The sequence below is a fragment of the Sulfitobacter sp. OXR-159 genome (assembly GCF_034377145.1).
In the GTDB taxonomy this organism is placed as follows: Bacteria; Pseudomonadota; Alphaproteobacteria; order Rhodobacterales; family Rhodobacteraceae; genus Sulfitobacter.
Map to the genome: position 1 here is coordinate 1,990,875 of NZ_CP139707.1, position 20,171 is coordinate 2,011,045.

The following is a 20,171-nucleotide window of genomic DNA, read 5'->3' on the forward strand; positions in this document are numbered from 1 at the left end:
ACCCCGACATACGGCCCCCGTCGCGCGGCCCATGACAAGGAATGCACCATGACCATCAAAGTTGGCATCAACGGATTTGGCCGCATCGGCCGCTGCACCCTCAGCCATATCGCGGCCTCGGGGCGCGATGACATCGAAGTGATCAAGGTGAACGCCACCGGCCCGCTCAGCACCGCTGCGCATCTCATCAAATACGATTCCGTCCATGGCCGCTTCCCCGGCGAAGTCACTGTCGACGGCGGCTATATGAACCTCGGCCAGAACGACATCGAGATGATGTCGAGCTACAACCTCGAAGAGCTGGACTGGTCCGGCTGCGACGTGGTTTTGGAGTGCACCGGCAAGTTCAACGACGGCAACAAAGCCAACGTTCACCTTAAGAACGGCGCCAAACGCGTACTGCTCTCCGCGCCCGGCAAAAATGTCGATAAGACAATCGTCTACGGCGTGAATGACGACCAGTTGACCGCTTCCGACCGAATGATCTCAAACGGGTCTTGCACCACCAACTGCCTCGCGCCGCTGGCCAAAGTCATGCATGACGCCGTGGGCATCGAAAGCGGCCTGATGACGACGATCCACAGCTACACCGGCGACCAGCCGACGCTCGACCGCCGCCACGATGACCTCTACCGTGCCCGCGCCGCCGCGATGGCGCTGATTCCCACCTCCACCGGGGCTGCCAAAGCTCTGGGCGAAGTGCTGCCCGCGCTCAAAGGCAAGCTCGACGGCACCGCCATGCGCGTCCCCACCCCCAACGTCAGCGCCGTTGACCTGACCTTCCAAGCCAGCCGCGACGTGACGGTGGAAGAGATCAACGCCGCCGCCCGTGCCGCGGCCGAAGGTCCAATGAAACGTGTGCTGGCCTATGACCCCGAACAGAAAGTCAGCATCGACTTCAACCACACCGAAGAAAGCTGCATCTTTGCCCCCGACCAGACCATCGTCGTGGCGGGCCGCACCGTGCGCGTGCTGGGCTGGTATGACAACGAATGGGCCTTCTCGGTCCGCATGGCCGATGTCGCCGTCGCCATGGGCAAACTGGGCTAAGGCTTGCACGGCGGGGGCGTGGCTGTAATATCAGGCCAACCCCGCCCGGAGCCGCGCCATGACCAATTCCATCGCCATCGTGCTGGCCCTCGTTATCGCCGGGGCCATGATGGTCGACCTCTATGCCTATGGCGCGGACCATATGATCTATCTCGGCAAAAAGCTCTTTGAATTAATCGAATGGGTTGCCTTCTGGCGCTAAGGCAAGCCGCGGCGCAAATCCCCGCTTTTCTGTCCCATCGCAACCGGCGTGCTATCGGCCACCGACCGCAAACTGGTCTCAACCGATTTCAACCACGCCGCCGATCAAACGGCGCTGCGACAAGGCAATCTGCTAAGGGTCTTACATAGTAGGACCACGAAAGGGCTTCTCCTACCGCATGCTGAACCCGGCCGCTATCATAGCCGCCCAAGGCCGCTGACGACAAAAAAGACGCGGCCGCCACTCACGCGCCACGCCCCTCCCCTTCATCCTTTTAAAAATACCGCGCAGAACCGCGCCGCACCCGGCCCGCCCTCTACTCAGGACGCTGCTTCCGCGCAAAGCGCTCAATCAACACTTCGTTCACCGCAGGGGTCACAAATTTGCTGACATCCCCATCAAGTCGCGCAATCTCTTTCACCAGTTTGCTGGCGATGGCCTGATGTGTGGCTTCGGCCATCAGAAAGACCGTCTCGATAGAGTCGTCCAGCTGCCGGTTCATGCCGACCATCTGGAACTCATATTCAAAATCCGACACGGCCCGCAGACCGCGCACGATGGTCTGCGCCCCGACATCGCGCGCGCAGTCGATCAGCAGGTTTTCGAAAGGGTGCACCGCGATCTCGACGCCGGTTTCCTCGGCCAATTGCACGCATTCCGCTTCGATCAGCGCGACCCGTTCCTCAAGGCTAAAGAGCGGCCCCTTGTCGCGGTTGATCGCCACGCCGATCACCAGCCGATCGACCATACGGGCGGCGCGGCGGATGATATCGATATGCCCCAGCGTGATCGGATCGAACGTACCGGGATAGAGGGCTATGCGCATGTAATTGTCCTGCGTATCTGCTGCGTTGCGGCACAGCCAAGCATTTCACTGCCGCAAGCGCAAGTCGGTTAGCGGTAGCACTGCCCCGCGGTCAGCCCGCAGAATCGCCCTGTCGTGGCCCCTGCAAACGCTTCAGTGGCCCATGATCATGCCTTCAAGGGCCTGCTTCTCCATCGACAGTTCCTGCAACTGCGCCTTGACCACGTCGCCGAGAGAGATCAGCCCCACGAGTTCCCCGTCTTCCAACACGGGCATATGGCGAAACCGTCCGTCGGTCATCTGTTGCAACACCGCGTCAGAGCGGTCATCCCGGCTGCAGGTCACCAGCTTGCGGGTCATGATGCTCTCAGCCGCCTGTTGCAGGCAGCCCGCGCCCGAACGGCCCAGTTCGCGCACGATGTCCCGCTCAGACAGAATCCCATCCGGCGTCTTGCCATCGGCCGAGATCACCAGCGTCCCGATCCGCTTTTCAGCCAGCATCGCCGCCGCCTCAGAGATCGCCAATCCGGGTTTGGCCGTAACCACCTTGCCATCGGGCTTGGTCTTGAGAATCTGCGATACGAGCATCTGGCGCCTCCTTTGATGCAGGGCAAAGTCCCCTCCAGCGTCACCGCGAAATCCTTTCATGTCAAGCTTTTGGCGCAGTCTTCTGCGCGGCTTCGGCCTCCAGCCGGGCAGTCTCGGCCCGAAGCCCGGCGGCCAGCGCCTCGGCAAAAGCCGCCAGTCGGGCGTTGCGGCGATCGTCTGCATGGCGGATCAGATAGAAAGCCCGCTTGAGGCTGACGGCCTGCGTCAGAATGCGCCGCACGCCTTGGGTTGCGGCAAGCGAAAAGTCATGTGCGATGCCTATCCCGCCGCCCTGCTGGATCATCCGCACCTGAACGGAGACGGAATTTGACGCCAAGGCCACGCGGCTGATGCCGAGGTCGGCGAGGTAGTCCAACTCCCGATCAAAGATCATATCCGGGATATAGCCAACCATCCGGTGCCCTTGCAGATCGCCGACCGAGGTCACCTCGGGGTGGCGTGCGAGATAGCTTTCCGCGGCCGCAAGATGGAGGTGGTAGTCCGTCACTTTCTGTACCACCAGCCGCCCTGCCGTGGGCGCGCTCACCCCGATCGCCATATCCGCCTCGCGCCGGGACAGGTTAAAGACGCGCGGCAACGCGATGATCTGCACATCCAGATCGGGGTTTTTCGCCGCAATGGCCGCACAGACCTGCGGCAGCAGATAATTCGCCGCCCCATCGGGCGCACCCACGCGGATCTGCCCTGAGAGTTGGTCGCTTTGCACCGGCACCCCGGCGGTGGCGGCGCGCATCGCCTGCTCGGCCCGCTCTGCCCGCTGCATCAGGTCACTGCCAGCCTCGGTCAGCATATAGCCTTGGGGCGATTTGACGAAGAGCACGGTCTGCAGCGCCTTTTCCAAACGCGCCATGCGACGGCCCAGCGTTGCCGGATCAAGCCGCAGCAGCTTGCCCGCGCCCGACAGGCTCTGCTCGCGCGCCACGGCTAGAAACAACCGCAGGTCGTCCCAGTTCTGATCCATTCAACGGCCTCCAATACGCTTTGCAAAAATGCAAGACGGTTTTGCCATCCTTCCTCTGTTCCATTGCTTTTTGCAAGGCTATCGTGCCGCCAACCAAAGAGGAGACCGATCATGCAAGAGATGACCCATTACCTGAACGGCGAACACGTCAAAGGGACCTCCGGGCGCTTTGCCGATGTGATGAACCCCGCCACCGGCGAAGTGCAGGCGAAAGTGCCGCTGGCCAATGGCGAAGAGCTGAACAAAGCCGTCGAATACGCCGCCGCCGCCCAGCCCAAATGGGCCGCGACCAACCCACAGCGCCGCGCCCGCGTGCTGATGAAGTTCGTCTCCCTGCTGAACCGCGACATGGACAAGCTGGCCGAGGCGCTGAGCCGTGAGCACGGCAAGACCCTGCCCGACGCCGCCGGTGACGTGCAGCGTGGTCTTGAAGTGGTGGAATACTGCATCGGCGCGCCCGAACTGCTGAAAGGTGATTTCACCGACAGCGCCGGCCCCGGCATCGACATGTACTCCATGCGCCAAGCGCTTGGTGTGACCGCGGGCATCACGCCCTTCAACTTCCCTGCCATGATCCCGATGTGGATGTTCGCCCCCGCCATCGCCTGTGGCAATGCCTTCATCCTGAAGCCGTCCGAGCGTGACCCCTCCGTCCCTCTGATGCTGGCCGAACTGCTGGAAGAAGCCGGTCTGCCCAAGGGCATCATCCAAGTCGTCAACGGCGACAAAGAAGCGGTCGATGCGATCCTGCACCATGACGTGATCCAGTCGGTGGGCTTTGTGGGCTCGACCCCGATTGCCGAATACATCTATGCCACCGGCTGTGCCAACGGCAAGCGCGTGCAGTGTTTCGGTGGCGCCAAGAACCACATGATCATCATGCCCGACGCAGACATGGACCAAGCTGCCGATGCGCTGATCGGCGCGGGCTACGGTGCGGCTGGCGAACGCTGCATGGCGATTTCCGTGGCCGTGCCGGTGGGCGACGAAACTGCCGACCGTCTGATCGAGAAGTTGGTGCCGCGCATCGAAAAGCTGAAAGTCGGCCCCTACACCTCCGGCAATGACGTAGACTACGGCCCGGTTGTGACCGCTGCCGCCAAGGCCAATATCGAACGTCTGGTGCAGTCCGGTATCGACCAAGGTGCAGAACTGGTTGTCGATGGCCGCGACTTCAAACTGCAAGGCTATGAGAACGGCTATTTCGTCGGCCCGCATCTGTTTGACCGCGCGACCAAGGACATGGACATCTACCAGCAGGAAATCTTTGGCCCCGTGCTGACATGTGTGCGTGCCAAGGACTACGAAGAGGCGATCGGCCTTGCGATGGACCACGAGTACGGCAACGGCACCGCGATCTATACCCGCGACGGTGACGCCGCGCGTGACTTTGCCAACCGGATCAACGTCGGCATGGTCGGCATCAACGTGCCGATCCCGGTGCCGCTGGCCTATCACACCTTTGGCGGCTGGAAGAAATCCGTCTTTGGCGATCTGAACCAGCACGGGCCGGATGCGTTCAAGTTCTACACCCGCACCAAGACCGTGACGGCCCGTTGGCCCTCGGGCATCAAAGAGGGTGGCGAATTCTCCATCCCGGTGATGGAGTAAATCATCACGCCGGCTGCCCCGCGGCAGTCGGCCCTAAAGAACGGGGCCAGCGCCATGCAAAAAGAATTCAGCATCGGAATTGAAGAAGAGTATCTTCTGGTCGACAAGGATTCACTGGCGCTGGCTGACACCCCTGAAGGGTTGATGGAAGATTGCCGCAACGACCTTGGCGATCAGGTCAGCCCCGAATTTTTGCAATGTCAGATCGAGATTGGCAGCAAGCCCTGCAAGACCGTGGGCGAGGCCCGTGAGGACTTAAAGCGTCTGCGCAGCACGATCTCCAGACACGCCGCCAAGCATAATTTGTCCCCCGTGGCCGTCTCCTGCCATCCTTTCTCCGATTGGAAGAACCAAGAGACGACGCATAAGGAACGCTACGACCAGCTTGAGATTGAGTTGGGCGGTGTCGCACGCCGGATGCTAAGCTGTGGGATGCATGTCCATGTGGGCATTGAGGGGGACGACCTGCGCATCGACCTGATGCCGCAATTCGCTTATTTCCTGCCCCACCTGCTCGCACTCTCGGCCTCGTCGCCCTATTGGCAGGGCGAAGACACCGGGCTGGCGTCTTACCGTCTTGCGGTGATGGAGAGCATGCCGCGCACGGGGCTGCCGCCCTTGCTTCATAGTTGGGGAGAGTATGAGCGCAGCACGCAGGCGCTGATAGACCTCGATATCATTCCCGACCAGTCGAAAATCTGGTGGGACCTGCGCCCGTCGACCCATTACCCGACGCTGGAAAGCCGCATTTGCGATGTGCAGCCGCGCTTGTCACACGCGCTTGGGCTGGCGGGGCTGACACAGTCCCTCACTCGCTTCCTGCTGCGCCTGCGCGACAGCAACCTGCGCTGGCGCGAATATGACCGCTTCCTGATCGAGGAAAACCGCTGGCGCGCGCAGCGCTACGGCGTGAACGAGACGTTGATCGATTTCGGGGGGCCGACGCTCAAACCCTTCGACCAGATGTTCGAGGAAATCATCGGCCTGATCGCCGAAGACGCCGAGGCGCTCGGATGTCTCGATGAGGTCTGCGCCCTGCGCGACGTGGTGAAACAGGGCACATCCGCCGACCGTCAGCGCAAAGTCTGGGCCGAAGCGCCCGAGGGCAAGGGGGGCGAGGCAGTCGTGCGCCATCTGATCGAGGAATACCACGCCGATCTGTGACGCTTGTTGCGGCACCTTTCGGCTGATAGAATTAAACAAGTGTTCAGTTCCAAGGACGCATGACTTTAGGGAGGAGCCGCGATGGATTTCGCATTGAACGAGGAACAGACCGCCATTTTCGACATGGCCCATGCATTCGGGCAGGAGAATATCGCGCCCCACGCCCACCAATGGGAGAAAGATGGCACCATCCCCAAAGAGCTTTGGCCAGAGGTCGGCGCATTGGGGTTCGGCGGGCTTTATGTCTCTGAAGAGACCGGCGGCGCGGGGCTCACACGTCTGGACGCCACGCTGGTCTTTGAGGCGCTGTCGATGGCCTGCCCCTCGGTCGCGGCGTTCCTGTCGATCCACAACATGTGCGCCAAGATGCTCGACACTTTCGCCAGTGATGAGATGAAAGAACGCGTGATGCCCAAGGTGCTCACGATGGAAACCGTGCTGAGCTACTGCCTGACCGAGCCCGGTTCCGGCTCCGATGCGGCGGCGCTGAAAACCCGCTGCGAGCGCACCAACGAGGGCTATACGTTGAACGGCACCAAGGCCTTTATCTCGGGCGGCGGCTATTCGGATGCCTATGTCACCATGGTCCGCACCTCCGACGACGGCGCGCGCGGCGTCTCCACGGTATACGTCGAAGACGGCACGCCGGGTCTCAGCTTTGGCGGGCTAGAAGACAAGATGGGCTGGCGCAGCCAACCGACGGCGCTGGTGCAGTTTGATGACTGCAAGATCGGTGCGGAGAACCTTGTTGGCGAAGAGGGCAAAGGCTTCAAATACGCGATGGCGGGCCTCGACGGTGGGCGGCTGAACATCTCGGCCTGCTCGCTCGGGGCCGCGCAAACTGCGCTGACCAAGACGCTGGCGTACATGGGCGACCGCAAAGCCTTTGGCCAGAGCATCGACCAGTTCCAAGGGCTGCAATTCCGCCTTGCCGATATGGAGATCGAATTGCAGGCCGCGCGCACCTTCCTGCGCCAAGCGGCGTGGAAGCTCGACACTGGCGCGCCGGATGCGACCAAGTTCTGCGCCATGGCCAAGAAATTCGTGACCGAGACGGGCAGCAAGGTCGTCGACCAATGTCTGCAGTTGCACGGCGGCTATGGCTACCTTGCCGACTACGGGATCGAGAAACTGGTCCGCGACCTACGGGTGCACCAGATCCTTGAGGGCACGAATGAGATCATGCGCGTGATCGTTGCCCGCGACATGCTCAAGAACCGCTGAGGCCCCCATGAGTGATATCCACATCCGCAAAGCGGGCCGCGCCGGACGCATCACGTTGACGCGGCCCAATGCACTGAACGCGCTGAGCTACGACATGTGCATCGCCATCGAAAAGGCGATCGACGACTGGCGCGATGACCCAGAGGTCGCCGTGATCGTGCTGGATGCCGAGGGTGAAAAAGCCTTCTGCGCGGGCGGTGACGTGGCGCAGCTTTACCAAACGGGCAAGGACGGGGATTTCGACTTCGCCCGCCGTTTTTGGGCCGATGAATACCGGCTCAACAACAAACTTCACGGTTTTCCCAAGCCGGTGATCTCCTTCATGCAGGGCTTCACCATGGGCGGCGGGGTCGGCATCGGCTGCCACGGCTCGCACCGCGTCGTGGGCGAGAGCAGCAAGATCGCCATGCCCGAATGCGGCATCGGGCTGGTGCCCGACGTGGGCGGCACACTGCTGCTGGCACAGGCACCGGGACGGATGGGCGAATACCTTGGCCTCACCGGTGCGCGGATGGGCGCGGGCGACGTGCTCCACGCTGGTTTCGCGGATTATTTTATCGCGCAAGCCGAATGGCCCGATCTTATCGCGCAATTGGAAGAGAACGGTGATCCCTTCATCCTCGACCGCGCGGCAAGCACCCCGCCCCCGTCCACGCTGGCAGAGCTTCAAGAGGAGGTGGACCGCCTCTTTCATGCCGAAAGCCTTAGTGAAATCGACGCGGCGCTTGCGATGTCCGACAGCGGTTTCGCCGCAGAAACAGTGAAAACCCTACGCCGCAACTCCCCCCTGTCGATGGCCTGCACGCTAGAGATGTTGCGCCGCCTGCGCGGCCCCGGCATCGGCATGGTCCCGGCACTGGAACAGGAATACCGCTTTACCGCGCGGTCACTGGAAAAAGGCGATTTCATCGAAGGTGTGCGCGCCGCGATCATCGACAAGGACCGCAGCCCCAATTGGCAACACGCCGACTGGGACGTGCCGCAGGCCGATATCGACGCCATGCTCGCCCCCTTGGGCGACAACGAATTGAAGTTGGAGGAAAATTTATGAGCAATCTTACAATCGGTTTCATCGGTCTGGGCAATATGGGCGGGCCCATGGCCGCCAATCTCGCCGCCGCGGGCCATACCGTGCGCGGCAATGACGTGGCTGGCACCACCGCCGAAGGGGTCGCCGAGGCCAAGACCATCGCAGAAGCGGTCGGGGATGCCGATGTGGTCATCACCATGCTGCCCAACGGCGCAATCCTGCGCCAAGTGGCCGAAGAAGCGGTCGCACATATGGCAGCGGGCGCGCTGCTGATCGATTGCTCCACCGTCGACGTCGAAAGCGCGCGTTTCGCGGCAGAGGCGGCGCAGAAGGCCGGGTTGCTCTTTGTGGATGCCCCCGTCTCTGGCGGGATCGGCGGCGCGCAGGGCGGCACGCTTACCTTCATGGCGGGCGGCGCGGAGGCAGCCTTTGAAAAGGCCAAACCGCTGTTCGACATCATGGGTCAGAAAGCCGTTCATTGCGGTGATGCGGGCGCCGGCCAAGCGGCGAAAATCTGCAACAACATGATCCTTGGCGCCACGATGATCGCCACCTGCGAAGCCTTTGCACTGGCTGACAAACTGGGCCTTGATCGCGAACGGATGTTTGATGTGGTCAGCACGTCTTCGGGCTATTCATGGTCGATGAACGCCTATTGCCCGGCCCCCGGCGTCGGCCCCCAATCTCCCGCCGACAACGACTACAAACCGGGGTTCGCGGCAGAGCTGATGCTCAAAGATCTGGGGCTGTCCCAACAGGCCGCGGAAATGGCCAATGCCGACACGCCGATGGGCGCGCTGGCCAAGGAACTCTACACCCGTTTCGTCGAGGAAGAAGGCGGCAAGGGCAAAGACTTCTCTGCCATGCTGCCCCGTTTTGAGCAGCGCGGCTGGCAAGGTTAAGCCGAACGCTCCCCACGCGGGAACGACCTGACCCCAGCAGGCGTTAACTTCAGAATGACCCCATCTGAGGAGATCACCTGATGCGACACCTGCTCATTACCACAATCCTGACCACCGCCTGTGCGACCGGCCCGCTGGCCGCCGCCGGAACCGGCTTTGCCCCGGCGCAGCCCGCGGTTGCCTTTGACAGCAGCGGCCCTGAAACGCTTTGGCTCGCCAAAGACGACAAGGGCGATAAGGGCAAAGACAAGAAAGACAAAAAGGCCAAGAAGAAGGACAAGCAGGAGAAGAAGGCCGAGAAAAAGAGAGAAAAGCGCGAGGAAAAGGCCGAGAAGCACAAAGAGAAGAAGGCCAAAAAAGACAAGAAAGACGATAAGATCGAGATCAAAATCAATGGTGATAAGGTCAAGATCAAAGGCGATGAGGTCAAACTGCCCAAGGGCATGGACCGCGCCGATTTTGATGAGCGCGTGACCCGCTTTACGCAGGACCGCGAGACTGTGGTCACCCGTCTTTTGAACACCCCGGCGCCCGAAGGGCGTGACATGGCCGCTATACTCGGTGCGGCGGCGCTTGCCCTTGCCGCGCCTGAATTAAACGCGGCTGCGCTCCCCGATGACGAGCTGATTACCTATCGCAACTGCCCCCCCGGTCTGGCCAAGAAGGACCCGCCCTGCGTGCCCCCCGGACTGGCAAAACAGGGCGTGACTTATGAACAATGGGCCAGCTATTCCGAAGATGAGCTGGACACTCTGCTGGAAGAGCGCCGCCAACCCTATCTTGAGGCCGATCCGCTGACGGAACGCGAGTTGCTCCTACTGGAGTCCAACCAGATCGCACAGCTCTACAGCCTTGACGCTGCGCCTGCTGGTCATCGCTATGCGCTGATCGATGGCCAGCCGGTGCTGCTGAGCAACGAAGATCACACCGCCCTGCTGCGTATCAACGAATTGGCGCGGGTGCCCACCATTGGCTCAGGTGTGAACATCGCTCCGACCGCCGCGCTGACGCAGGCGGACCTCATCAATCTCTACCGTCTGGCCGAGCCGGAAGAAGGCTATAACTACGCGGTACTGAATGGGCAGGTGATTTCGCTGCGCGATAGCGCTTATGAGACGCTGCAACTGATCCGCATCGCCCGCGCCGTGTTGTAAGGACACGCCGCAGGCCAAGCCAATCAAGTGGCGGCGGTTATTCCGCCGCCACTTTTGTCTGCTTATATAGCATCGGTTTGAGGTACTTCCCGGTATGGCTTTCGGCCACGTCCGCGACCTTTTCGGGCGTCCCTGTAGCCACAACCCGGCCACCGCCGTCACCACCCTCAGGGCCGATATCGATAATATGATCGGCGGTTTTCACCACATCTAGGTTATGCTCAATCACAACCACGGAATTGCCCTGATCGACCAATTCGTGCAGCACTTCCAACAGCTTGCGCACGTCTTCGAAATGCAAACCCGTTGTCGGTTCATCAAGAATATATAGCGTGCGCCCGGTAGAACGTTTGCTCAACTCCTTGCTGAGCTTCACCCGCTGCGCCTCACCGCCCGACAGGGTCGTGGCCTGCTGTCCGACCTTGATATAGCCCAGCCCCACGCGCATCAGCGCATCCATCTTTTCACGGATCGAAGGCACGGCGGCAAAGAAGCTTTGCGCATCTTCTACGGTCATATCAAGCACGTCGGCGATGCTCTTACCCTTAAACCGCACCTCCAGCGTCTCGCGGTTATAGCGCGCGCCTTTGCAGGTCTCGCATTCCACGTAAACATCAGGGAGGAAGTGCATCTCGATCTTGATAACCCCGTCACCCTGACAGGCCTCGCAACGCCCGCCTTTGACGTTGAAAGAGAAACGCCCGGGCTTATAGCCGCGCTCTTTGGCTTCGGGCAGACCGGCGAACCAGTCCCGGATCGGGGTGAAAGCCCCGGTGTAAGTCGCCGGATTCGAACGCGGAGTCCGACCTATGGGCCGCTGGTCAATATCAATGACCTTGTCAAGATGTTCCAACCCTTTGATGGTCTGACAAGGCGCAGGTGTCTGCCGCGCGCCGTTCAGGTTCATCGACGCGGTTTTGAACAGGGTTTCGATCGTAAGGGTGGACTTGCCGCCCCCCGACACGCCCGTAACACAGACGAATTTACCCAGCGGGAAATCCACAGTGACATTCTGCAAGTTGTTGCCAGTAGCCTTTACAACCTGCAACTTCTTCTTGTTCCCCTTGCGCCGCTTGGTCGGGACCGAGATTTCACGAACGCCGGTAAGATACTGACCAGTAACAGAATTGGGATCATTCGCCACCTGTTCAGGCGTGCCATGGCTCACCACTTGCCCGCCGTGAACTCCAGCACCCGGCCCGATGTCGAACACATAATCGGCCTCGCGGATGGCCTCTTCGTCATGCTCTACAACAATCACCGTATTCCCCTGATCTCGCAGGTTCTTTAAGGTATCCAGCAATCGGTCATTATCGCGCTGATGCAGCCCGATCGACGGTTCATCAAGCACGTAAAGCACGCCCGTCAGGCCAGAGCCAATCTGGCTTGCCAAGCGGATACGCTGGCTCTCGCCCCCACTTAAAGTACCACTTGAACGCGACATCGTAAGGTACTCAAGACCCACGTTATTCAGAAACCCAAGACGTTCCCGGATTTCCTTTAAAATGGCTTTTGCGATTTCATTCTTCTGCGGGGTCAGATGGTCTGGCACCGCCTTGCACCAGTCAAAGGCTTCACGGATCGACATCTCCACCACCTTACCGATGTGGAGTAACTCGTTCTCATTGCCAATCGTGGGGCCAATGCGTACCGCAAGCGCTTCGGGCCGCAGGCGATAGCCACCACAGGTGCCACAGGGGCGGTTGTTCTGATAGCGCTCAAACTCCTCGCGGACCCAGTTGCTGTCCGTTTCGCGGTAGCGGCGCTGCATATTGGGGATCACCCCCTCGAACACCCGCTTGACCTCATAAACGCGCCCGCCTTCGTCATAGCGGAAGGTAATCTCTTCCTTGCCGGAACCACGAAGGAACACCTCTTGCACCTTCTCAGGCAGGTCTTTCCAGCGGGTCTTTTGGTCGAAATTATAATGCTTGGCAATGGCTTCGATGGTTTGCTTAAAGTACGGGGACTTCCCCTTACGCCAAGGCGCCAAGGCCCCGTCATAGATTCTCAGGTTCTGGTCAGGCACCACCAAACGCTCGTCAAAAAAGAGCTCGACCCCAAGGCCATCACAAGAGGGGCAAGCCCCGAACGGCGCGTTGAAGGAGAACAGCCGCGGCTCAATCTCGGGAATGGTGAAGCCACTGACAGGGCAGGCAAATTTTTCCGAAAACGTATGACGCTCGGGCTCGCCTTCACTGGGCGCGGTTTCGAGAATGGCGATCCCATCGGCAAGATCAAGCGCCGTGCGCAGCGAATCCGCCAGGCGCGTTTCCAGCCCTTCGCGCACCACGATCCGGTCGACGACAACATCAATGTCATGGCGGAATTTCTTGTCCAACGTCGGCGGCTCATCCAGATCGTAGAATTCACCGTTCACCTTGACCCGTTGAAAGCCTTGCTTGCGCAACTCAATGAACTCTTTGCGGTATTCGCCTTTGCGGTCGCGAATAATCGGCGCCAGCAGATAGGCCCGCGTGCCCTCTTCCATGGTCATGATCCGGTCGACCATGTCCTGCACCTGCTGGGCTTCGATGGGTTTGCCGGTGGCCGGGCTATAGGGGGTGCCGACGCGGGCGAACAACAGCCGCAGATAGTCGTAAATCTCGGTCACCGTGCCGACGGTGGATCGAGGGTTCTTTGAGGTGGTCTTCTGTTCGATTGAAATCGCAGGGCTGAGACCGGAAATGTGATCCACATCCGGTTTCTGCATCATATCAAGGAACTGCCGCGCGTAGGCCGACAGTGATTCCACATAGCGCCGCTGCCCTTCGGCATAGATCGTGTCGAAGGCAAGGCTCGACTTGCCCGAGCCGGAAAGCCCGGTAATTACAACCAGTTGATCACGCGGAATGTCCACGTCGATGTTCTTTAGATTGTGCTCGCGCGCGCCGCGCACTTCGATGTTCTTCAGCTCAGCCATGACATGCCCCTCTTAACGGTTTGTACATAGGTCCTGATGCAGTGTTTTCCAACGGAAAAGTGAGAACTAAACAGGAACGCGCCGACTGCGACGTCGGGCCGCACCAAGGAGGAGATGTGCCACCAGCCCCATAACAAAGGCCCCACCCGCCAATAGTGGCAAGGCCGCGCCGCCAAAGCTCGCTAACCCGAACGCCATAACAGGTGTGCCAAGGCTGTTTCCAAGGTTCCCCATTTGGGCCACCGCACCGTTTGCCTGCGCCTGCGCGGCGGGGCCGCTGTTGAGTTGCGCGACCGCGGTAAAACTTGCGCCTTGGATCAACCCCATTGCGGCAGCCAGTGCCAAACAGGCCAACGGCGTGCCGGGGGCGAGCCAGAGCCAAAGCATAGAAAGGGCGGAAAGGGCAAAGCCAGTTTGCACAACAGAGACCGCCGGTAGACGGCGGAGCAATGCGACGCCGATGGTCATTGATACCGCGATGCTAGTGAGCGGCATGGCGGCCATTGTGACCGCGCGCCATGCCTCGGAGAGGTAGGGCGGCAGGACAGTGAGGATGGAAACGAAACTGAATGTATAGAACAGCCAACCCGCCGCCGGGGCGGAGAGGAAGGGAGATCGGTAGATCGCGACGTGATCACGCAGTATCTGCGGCAAAGAGAATGGCGGCTGAGGGCCCTCGTCCGGCAGGCTGCGCAAGCTGCCGGAAAGCACCAGCGCACAGCCCGCCATATAGAGCGCGTGGACGGCGAAAAGCGCAGGCACGCCCCATGTCAGCGCAAGCGGGCGGCCTATGAGGGTCAGGATCGCGAAAGCCACGCCAAAGAAGGTGCCCCAGAGGGTCAGGGTAAACCCGCGGTCCTTCACGGTACTGAGCTGCGCAATCAACGTCGGTGCGGCAACGACGATGGCCAGATGCGACAGCCCTTCGACCACGCGGCTGGCCAGCATCCAACCGAAACCCGGCAGTAGCGCCTGAAAGGCCGATACAGCCGCGCCCAGCCACAGGGCAAATAGCAGCGCACGACGATAGCGGATACGGGCGACCACCAGCCCCGCCACAACGCCAAGGAGGATACCGACACCGCCCACCATTGAAACCAAGAAGCCCAGCGACGCTCCGGCCTGCGGATAAATCTTTGGAAGCAGGTCGAAGATGACGCTCATCTTGCCATATTGCGCCGCCGCCCCCAGGCCCGCGGCCCAAAGCGCGAAAACGCGCGGAAAGGAGGTTTGGTCAGCCATCGGCTCTCATTTCTTCTGGGCCAGCGCCCAAGCGCACAGCGGCATTTTGGGATCGTTAGTCAGGTCATCCGTGCTTTTGTCGAAACGCGGCGGCCAGTCGGGTTCAAGATTGCGGGCGGCGGCGGTACGGTTGCCCCATTGTCGCGCGATGACCCGGCTCTCGTCGAAGCCGGCTTCGATCAGCAAGTTCTTCAGCCCCCGTGCGGACCAGCGCGAATTGTCATTGGGGGCCGCATGAAAGGAGATGAAAAACGGAACAGCGATCCAGAAATACCCGCCCGCTCTGAGCATCTGTTGCACATGGGCCAGCGCCGTATAAGGCCGGTCAAGATGCTCCCAGACCTGATTGGCGAGGATCAGATCAAACTGCCGCACGGCACCGGTTTCGGGATCGGTAAACGGACCTGCGCAGATGTCATAGGTCGGGTAGCCAAACTGTGTATAGCTCTTGAATGTGAAGCGCTTACCGAACCTGCCAGAAATTTCGGCTGTATCCAGCGTTGCAGGGTTCAAACGGCCAATCAGCCGACGGCTGCTGCGGTGCATGACGACACGGTTAAGGCTGACCACGACATGGCTCCCGACGGTTTGGCCAAATTGCGGCGGGGCGAGGCGCGGTCAATGCACCCTGCCCCGCCCGCGTTACATGTGGATCACGCGGTCAAAGGCGTCGAGCACGGATTCGTGCATCATTTCGCTGAGTGTTGGATGCGGGAAGACGGTGTTCATCAGGTCTTCTTCGGTGGTCTCCAACTGGCGGCCCACGACGTAGCCTTGGATCAGTTCGGTCACCTCGGCCCCGACCATATGTGCGCCCAGAAGTTCGCCGGTCTTGGCATCAAAGATGGTTTTCACCATCCCTTCCGGCTCACCCAAGGCCACGGCTTTGCCATTGCCGATAAAGGGGAAGCGACCGACCTTGATGTCATAGCCTTGCTCTTTGGCCTTCGCCTCGGTCAGACCGACAGAGGCGACCTGCGGGTGGCAATAGGTGCAACCGGCGATGCTTTCGGGTTTGACGGGATGTGGTTTCTGGCCCGCGATGAGTTCGGCAACCATCACCCCTTCGTGGCTCGCTTTATGCGCAAGCCACGGCGCACCAGCGATGTCGCCGATGGCATAGAGTCCGTCGACACCTGTGCGGCAATATTCATCCGTCACCACATGGGTCCGGTCTACTTTGACGCCAAGTTCTTCCAGCCCCAGACCTTCGGTATTACCGACGATGCCAACCGCAGAGATCACGGTGTCGAACTCAAGCTTTTCGACTTTGCCGTCACGTTCGATATGGGCGGTAACCTTGTCGTCCGCACGGTCGAGTTTCTTGACCGTGGCCTTTTGCATGATGGTCATGCCCTGCTTCTCAAACGCCTTTTTTGCGAATTTAGAGATTTCTTCATCTTCTACTGGCAGAACACGGTCCATCACCTCGACCACGGTCGTGTCAGCGCCGAGTGTGTTGTAGAAGCTGGCGAATTCGATCCCGATGGCGCCGGAGCCGATGACCAGTAGCTTCTTGGGGTCATGGACGGGCTGCAAGGCGTGGCGGTAGGTCCAGACGCGCTTGCCATCCGCCTCGAGCCCCGGCAGTTCGCGGGCGCGGGCGCCGGTTGCTAGCACGATGTTCTTGGCCGTCAGCTCTTCGCTGCCCTTGTCAGTTTTGACAGAGACCTTCCCTTTCGCGGGGGTCGAGGCTTCGCCCATGAATACCTCAACCTTGTTTTTCTTCAGTAGGTGTTTGACCCCGCCTTCCATCTGCTTGGCGACGCCACGCGAGCGTGTGACCACCGCTTCGAGATCATAGTCGATCTTATCCGCTGCCAGACCAAAGTCCTTGGCGCGGTGCATCAGGTGAAACACTTCGGCAGAGCGCAGCAGCGCCTTGGTGGGGATACAGCCCCAGTTGAGGCAGATGCCGCCCAGATTTTCTCGCTCAACAACCGCGACCTTCAGGCCTAGCTGTGCGCCACGGATGGCGGCGACATAGCCGCCCGGCCCCGCACCGATCACGATCAGATCAAAGGATTTGGCAGCCATGGCAAGGACCTCGCGTTAGGGTTTGCAAATATAGTTTACCGCTAAACCATATTTGCAATCGCCACAACCACGCGAATTTACCCTGCCCTGCCGAAGCTCAGGCCGCTTGCAGATTTTCACGCAGCTGTTTGACGGTCCGACCATATCCGCCCTCGTCGATATAAGAGGTCTCCTGCGCGGTGAAACTGCGCGACAGCGCCGCGTTGCGGTAGGGAAAGCGGCCAAACTGACGGATCACTTCGCGGTGCGCGCGGGCGTGCAGCAGGTTGCTGCCATTGCTTTCCGGCATCCGTTCGCACATCAAACGCACGCAACGATCCTGATCGCAGAGGTTCTCTGAATGCATCAGGGGCAGGTAGAAAAACTGACGCTCGGGCGCTTCCACGCGCATGTCCCAGCCCTTTTCGATCCCCAGCTTTGCGGCCGCGAGCGCGATACGATCGCTGGCAAATGCCTTGCCGGTATCGCGGAACATATTGCGCGGGAATTGATCGGTCACGATCAAAAAGGCCAGCGCATCGGTGGGATTGGTCAGCCAATGGTTCAGCTTGCCCGCCTCTGCCTCACTCCAGAGCCCATCGAAACGGCTGCGGATCTCGGCGTCCAGCGCATCGGAACTATTGTACCATCCCGCCGGACCCACGTCCTTGAGCCAGAAATTCAGTACATCTTGGGGTTCTGCATTTGAGGCAGCCATCCCGCACACTCCTTTGCCGCATCTCGGGCGTTTCGTTAAAGTTAAGAACGTCTTACCCCAAAAGCCTAGTCACGTTTTATGTCATCCGCGACATCGTTATCGCTATCAGGGGCGTTTTTGTCAGCTTCGGCGTTTTCTTGGGCAGCTTCTTCGGCGGCTTCCTGTTCCGATTCAATGGCATACTCTTGCGCGATTTCCACGGCCACAGCGGTGGCAGAGGGGTAAATCGGCACGTAGTTGCCCGTCTCATCCACCGGCACCGCAGCACGCTGCGTTTTACGGTAAGACGCATAACCGGCCAGCGCGGCAAAGAGCACGGCGGTAAAGAGGTAAAAGCCCCCCGGCCCCAGAGCCGTGCCCATCATCCAACCGGTAATCACCGGGCCAAGGACGGCACCTAAGCCGTTGATAAACAACATCCCACCCGAGGCCGCGGCCATGTCCTCTTGTTCGAGGAAATCGTTGGTATGGGCCATGATCAGCGAGTAAAGCGGGTTCGACATGCCGCCCACAACAAAGGCCGTGGCGAGCAAGATCGGGAAAATATGCCCCAGCATCATGCCGACCATGGAGCCCGCGCCACCGATCAGCGCGGTGATGACGATCAGGCTGCGTCGGTCCATCCGGTCAGAAATCCAGCCGATGGGATATTGCAGGATCACCGAACCGACAAAGAAGGCCGCCACGAAAAGTGAGATCTGCGCGACGCTCAGACCTGCCTCGGCACCGTAAACCGCTGCCATCCCGAACTGCGCCGAGAAAACACCGCCCAAAAGGAACATGCCGACACAGCCGAGCGGAGAGGTCTCCATCAGGGTGCTCAGGCTCATCGGTTTGGTGGTGCCGAAGGGCGGTGTGGGGCTGATCGACAGCAGGATCGGCGTGACCGCGATGCTCACCAAAACCGAAGGAATGACAAAGAGCACAAAGCCCGACGGGTCAGCCGTCAGCAACAGCGCTTGGGCGATGACGATGCCGAGTGTTTGCACGATCATATAGGCCGAAAGCGCCTGCCCCCGGTTCTCGTTCGTGGCCGCATTGTTGAGCCAGCTTTCAGCGGTCACGTAAACAGCCGAAAAACAAAAGCCGATCAGCACCCGGCCCAGCGACCAGACGATGGTATTGGGGAATGTCGGGTAGAGGATCATTACCGCCGAGATCAGCGAGGCCAGCGCCGCAAAGACCCGCACGTGGCCCACACGCCGGATCATCCCCGGCGCCATCCGAGACCCGCCCAAGAAACCGACGAAGTAAGCCGACATGACGATCGACATTTGCAGGGTCGAAAACCCTTCGATGCCGCCGCGAATACCCAGCAAAGTGCCCTGCATGCCGTTGCCGACCATCAACAGGCACATGCCCAGCAATAGCGCCCATGCGCTTGAAACCACTTGAATCATCGGTCAATTCCTTGTTCGCCCAAGCCCTCCCATGGACGGCAATCGCAGGCTAGTCACCCCCTAGAACGACATTCAAGCAGGTTTTTGCGCCTCAGGCAGCAGAAGAGAGGAATCGCCGTATGAAAAGAAACGGTATTTTTCGGCGATGGCATGGGCGTAGATGTCTTTTACCTCCTGAACGCCCATCAGGGCCGAGACCAGCATCATCAGCGTGGATTTGGGCAGGTGGAAATTTGTCATCAGCCCGTCGGTCACGTTGAAGTCGAAACCCGGCGTGATGAAAATATCGGTATCCCCTTCCCACGCCGCGATCTGCCCGCCGCGCGCCGCTGTTTCGATCAGGCGCAGCGCGGTGGTGCCCACGGGGATCACGCGCCCTCCGGCGGCACGGGTGGCGGTGATCTCTTTGGCGGCCTCGGCGCTCACCCGGCCCCATTCGGCGTGCATTTTGTGCTCGGAAATGTCATCGACCTTGACCGGCAGGAAGGTGCCCGCCCCGACATGCAGGGTGACATGGCTAAAGGTGACCCCCTTGGCCGCCAGCGCCGCGAGCAGCGCCTCGTCGAAATGCAGCGACGCCGTGGGCGCCGCGACCGCGCCTGCGTGGCGGGCAAAGACGGTTTGGTAATCCGTCATATCCTGCGCGTCAGCCGCGCGCTTTGCGGCGATATAGGGCGGCAGCGGCATGGCCCCGGCCGCGTTCAGCGCAGCATCGAAATCATCACCTGTGCAGTTGAACCGCAGATGCCCTTGCCCGTCTTCCACCGCCTCAAGCGTGGCGCGCAGATCGTCGGAAAAGACGACTTCTTCGCCGATTTTCAGCTTGCGCAGGGGTTTGATCAACGCCGACCACGTGCCATCGCCGCGCGGCTCTAAAAGCGTGACTTCGATTTTGGCCCGCACCGCCCCTTGGGCCGAGGCACGGTGGCGCAGCCCAGAAAGCCGCGCCGGGATCACACGGGTGTCGTTCAGCACCAAACGGTCGCCGGGGCGCAGCCAGTCTGTCAGGTCGGTCACGCGGCGGTCATGCAACTGATCCCCCGCGGCCACCAGCAACCGGGCGGAGCTGCGCGGATTGGCGGGGCGCGTGGCGATCAATTCCTCGGGCAGGTCGAAATCGAAATCGGAGAGCTTCATCGGTCGGCGTTCCTATTGGTCTG

18 protein-coding genes are annotated in these 20,171 nt (G+C 60.5%); 8 read left to right on the top strand and 10 right to left on the bottom strand.

The features are described 5' to 3' along the window. Positions 1–48: 48 nt before the first annotated feature. Together gap and T8A63_RS10190 are read left to right on the top strand one after the other, a co-directional pair. Positions 49–1,050 (top strand): type I glyceraldehyde-3-phosphate dehydrogenase, encoded by a 1,002-nt coding sequence (gene gap, locus T8A63_RS10185; protein WP_322343710.1) that lies wholly within the window; start codon positions 49–51, stop codon positions 1,048–1,050. A gap of 58 nt (positions 1,051–1,108) precedes the next feature. Further along, positions 1,109–1,252: a hypothetical protein gene (locus T8A63_RS10190; protein ID WP_201721995.1), complete on the top strand. Its 144-nt coding sequence runs from the start codon at positions 1,109–1,111 to the stop codon at positions 1,250–1,252. 316 nt (positions 1,253–1,568) lie between these two features. Here the strand turns inward: T8A63_RS10190 and coaD are convergent, their stop codons facing one another. From coaD to T8A63_RS10205, 3 genes are all read right to left on the bottom strand, one after another. Further along, the gene (gene coaD, locus T8A63_RS10195; protein WP_322343711.1) at positions 1,569–2,078 is read right to left on the bottom strand and encodes a pantetheine-phosphate adenylyltransferase; all 510 of its coding nucleotides are present in this window, start codon (positions 2,076–2,078) and stop codon (positions 1,569–1,571) included. 132 nt (positions 2,079–2,210) lie between these two features. After that, complete coding sequence (locus tag T8A63_RS10200; protein ID WP_067941819.1) at positions 2,211–2,645, bottom strand: CBS domain-containing protein; 435 nt, start codon at positions 2,643–2,645, stop codon at positions 2,211–2,213. A 61-nt stretch (positions 2,646–2,706) separates the two neighbouring features. Further along, positions 2,707–3,627: a LysR family transcriptional regulator gene (locus T8A63_RS10205; protein ID WP_322343712.1), complete on the bottom strand. Its 921-nt coding sequence runs from the start codon at positions 3,625–3,627 to the stop codon at positions 2,707–2,709. A 111-nt stretch (positions 3,628–3,738) separates the two neighbouring features. On the opposite strand from T8A63_RS10205, the gene T8A63_RS10210 reads away from it, so the two are divergent. The 6 genes from T8A63_RS10210 (at position 3,739) to T8A63_RS10235 (ending at position 10,712) form a co-directional block, all read left to right on the top strand. Then, positions 3,739–5,238 (top strand): CoA-acylating methylmalonate-semialdehyde dehydrogenase, encoded by a 1,500-nt coding sequence (locus T8A63_RS10210; protein ID WP_322343713.1) that lies wholly within the window; start codon positions 3,739–3,741, stop codon positions 5,236–5,238. Between the two features lie 54 nt (positions 5,239–5,292). Next, positions 5,293–6,402, top strand: coding sequence for a carboxylate-amine ligase (locus T8A63_RS10215; protein ID WP_322343714.1), 1,110 nt, complete (start codon positions 5,293–5,295; stop codon positions 6,400–6,402). 81 nt (positions 6,403–6,483) lie between these two features. Beyond that, entirely contained in the window at positions 6,484–7,626 is a 1,143-nt protein-coding gene (locus T8A63_RS10220) for an acyl-CoA dehydrogenase family protein (protein WP_322343715.1), read from the top strand. 7 nt (positions 7,627–7,633) lie between these two features. Further along, a complete protein-coding gene (locus T8A63_RS10225; protein ID WP_322343716.1) occupies positions 7,634–8,677 on the top strand; it encodes an enoyl-CoA hydratase/isomerase family protein in 1,044 nt (347 codons plus the stop codon). After that, positions 8,581–9,558 carry a 3-hydroxyisobutyrate dehydrogenase gene (mmsB, locus tag T8A63_RS10230; RefSeq protein WP_236627378.1) on the top strand — a complete coding sequence of 326 codons (978 nt, stop codon included), beginning with the start codon at positions 8,581–8,583 and terminating at the stop codon, positions 9,556–9,558. Before T8A63_RS10225 ends, mmsB begins: the two co-directional genes overlap by 97 nt. A gap of 80 nt (positions 9,559–9,638) precedes the next feature. Further along, positions 9,639–10,712, top strand: a complete 1,074-nt coding sequence (locus tag T8A63_RS10235) for a transketolase (RefSeq protein ID WP_322343717.1) — start codon at positions 9,639–9,641, stop codon at positions 10,710–10,712. Positions 10,713–10,749: 37 nt separating this feature from the next. On the opposite strand, the gene uvrA is transcribed toward T8A63_RS10235, so the two are convergent. The 7 genes from uvrA to queA all read right to left on the bottom strand — a co-directional run bounded on the left by uvrA (position 10,750) and on the right by queA (position 20,148). Then, positions 10,750–13,635: an excinuclease ABC subunit UvrA gene (gene uvrA, locus T8A63_RS10240; RefSeq protein WP_322343718.1), complete on the bottom strand. Its 2,886-nt coding sequence runs from the start codon at positions 13,633–13,635 to the stop codon at positions 10,750–10,752. A 66-nt stretch (positions 13,636–13,701) separates the two neighbouring features. Then, on the bottom strand, positions 13,702–14,877 hold the full coding sequence (locus tag T8A63_RS10245; protein WP_322343719.1) for an MFS transporter: 1,176 nt from the start codon (positions 14,875–14,877) through the stop codon (positions 13,702–13,704). A 6-nt stretch (positions 14,878–14,883) separates the two neighbouring features. Then, the gene (locus T8A63_RS10250) at positions 14,884–15,447 is read right to left on the bottom strand and encodes a methyltransferase domain-containing protein (RefSeq protein WP_322343720.1); all 564 of its coding nucleotides are present in this window, start codon (positions 15,445–15,447) and stop codon (positions 14,884–14,886) included. 72 nt (positions 15,448–15,519) lie between these two features. Continuing rightward, positions 15,520–16,914, bottom strand: a complete 1,395-nt coding sequence (gene lpdA / locus T8A63_RS10255) for a dihydrolipoyl dehydrogenase (RefSeq protein ID WP_322343721.1) — start codon at positions 16,912–16,914, stop codon at positions 15,520–15,522. Between the two features lie 97 nt (positions 16,915–17,011). Then, the gene (locus T8A63_RS10260) at positions 17,012–17,611 is read right to left on the bottom strand and encodes a DUF924 family protein (protein ID WP_322343722.1); all 600 of its coding nucleotides are present in this window, start codon (positions 17,609–17,611) and stop codon (positions 17,012–17,014) included. 65 nt (positions 17,612–17,676) lie between these two features. Further along, entirely contained in the window at positions 17,677–19,011 is a 1,335-nt protein-coding gene (locus T8A63_RS10265; RefSeq protein WP_067938394.1) for an MFS transporter, read from the bottom strand. Between the two features lie 72 nt (positions 19,012–19,083). Further along, positions 19,084–20,148, bottom strand: a complete 1,065-nt coding sequence (gene queA, locus T8A63_RS10270) for a tRNA preQ1(34) S-adenosylmethionine ribosyltransferase-isomerase QueA (RefSeq protein ID WP_322343723.1) — start codon at positions 20,146–20,148, stop codon at positions 19,084–19,086. Positions 20,149–20,171: the final 23 nt, after the last annotated feature.